This window comes from Nitrospirota bacterium, assembly GCA_016219645.1.
GTDB lineage: Bacteria > Nitrospirota > Nitrospiria > Nitrospirales > Nitrospiraceae > Palsa-1315.
This window is the reverse complement of record JACRLR010000005.1, coordinates 1-1,513: the sequence shown is the minus strand read 5'-3', so window position 1 is coordinate 1,513 and position 1,513 is coordinate 1. Positions and strand designations below refer to the sequence as shown.

Sequence of the window (1,513 nt, the reverse complement as noted above, 5' to 3'; positions counted from 1 at the left end):
TCCGATCAGCGCAGCTTGTTCCATCGGCATGACGCGGAAGCCGTCCATCAACGCTTCAAGACCTTTCAACGGGTCGATCTCAGTCACGACCACGTCTGCGCCCATGCCCTTGGCCCGCATGGCGATCCCGCGCCCGCACCAACCATATCCGACGACGACGACGACGGACCCGCAGATCAGCCGGTTGGTGGCACGCACGATGCCATCCATGGTGGATTGCCCGGTGCCGTAGCGGTTATCAAACATATGTTTCGTGTCGGCATCATTGACGGAGATGACAGGGAACTTGAGGACCTTCTTTTCAGCCATGCTACGCAAACGGATCACACCCGTGGTGGTTTCTTCCGTGCCGCCGATCACATTCTTCAACAGTTCTTTTCGCTTGGAATGCAGATGTGAGACCACGTCAGCCCCGTCGTCCATGGTGACATGAGGGCGGTGCGCGATGGCGGATTCGATATGACGATAGTAGGTGGCATTGTCTTCGCCCTTGATGGCAAAGGTCGGAATGCCTTCATGTTGCACCAAGGCCGCAGCGACGTCATCCTGTGTGCTGAGTGGATTTGATGCGCAGAGACGAACATCGGCCCCGCCGGCTTTCAACGTGATGGCCAGATTCGCGGTTTCCGTCGTGACGTGCAGGCAGGCTGTGACCCGCACACCTTTCAGTGGCTGCTCTCGCTTGAATCGTTTGCGAATGAGGCGCAACACGGGCATCGTGGCTTCGGCCCATTCAACCTTTAACCGACCCTGGTCCGCTAGCTTGATATCTTTGACATCGTAATCCACGACACCCTCCTTCTCAGAAATGCTCATCGACAGCCGTCAATGGTTAATGGTTATCACGCGCCATCATGCAAAGGGGGACAGGTGGAGAACCTGTCCCCCTTTGCCGACATTCTACGCTTCGGACGCTTACAGCCCGGCGTCCTTGCGCAAGGCCTTTGTCTTATCGGTTTTCTCCCACGTAAACTCAGGCTCGGTGCGACCGAAGTGGCCATAGGCAGCGGTTTTTCGGAAGATCGGGCGCCTGAGTTTCAGGTGATCGATGATGCCCCGGGGAGTCATGGGGAAATGTTTGCGCACGAGCTTATCGAGAATATCGACCGACACCGTTTCAGTGCCCTTAGTGTCAACGAGGACAGACACCGGATCGGCAACCCCGATCGCGTAGGCCAGCTGCACTTCACACTTGCCGGCCAGGCCGGCGGCGACGAGATTCTTGGCGATATAGCGGGCCATATACGAGGCGGACCGGTCCACCTTTGTGGGATCCTTCCCCGAGAACGCGCCGCCGCCATGACTGCCGTGTCCGCCGTAGGTATCGACGATAATTTTCCGGCCTGTGAGACCGGTGTCGCCCATCGGGCCACCGACGACGAAACGGCCGGTGGGGTTAATGTGATGCTTCACGCTGGTTGGATCGTAGAGCCCTTTTGGCATCACGGGTTTAATGACCTTTTCCATGATCTCACGCTCAATCTGCTTGCTGGTGACGTCGGGGCTGTGTTGC

Annotated in this window: 2 protein-coding genes; both read right to left on the bottom strand. The window is 57.6% G+C overall.

The features are described from left to right. Positions 1 to 789, bottom strand: a 789-nt coding sequence (locus HZB34_00645; GenBank protein ID MBI5314459.1) for an adenosylhomocysteinase, incomplete at its 3' end; no start/stop codon positions are given. A gap of 126 nt (positions 790 to 915) precedes the next feature. After that, the coding region (locus HZB34_00640) for a methionine adenosyltransferase domain-containing protein (GenBank protein ID MBI5314458.1) at positions 916 to 1,513 on the bottom strand (598 nt) is incomplete at its 5' end.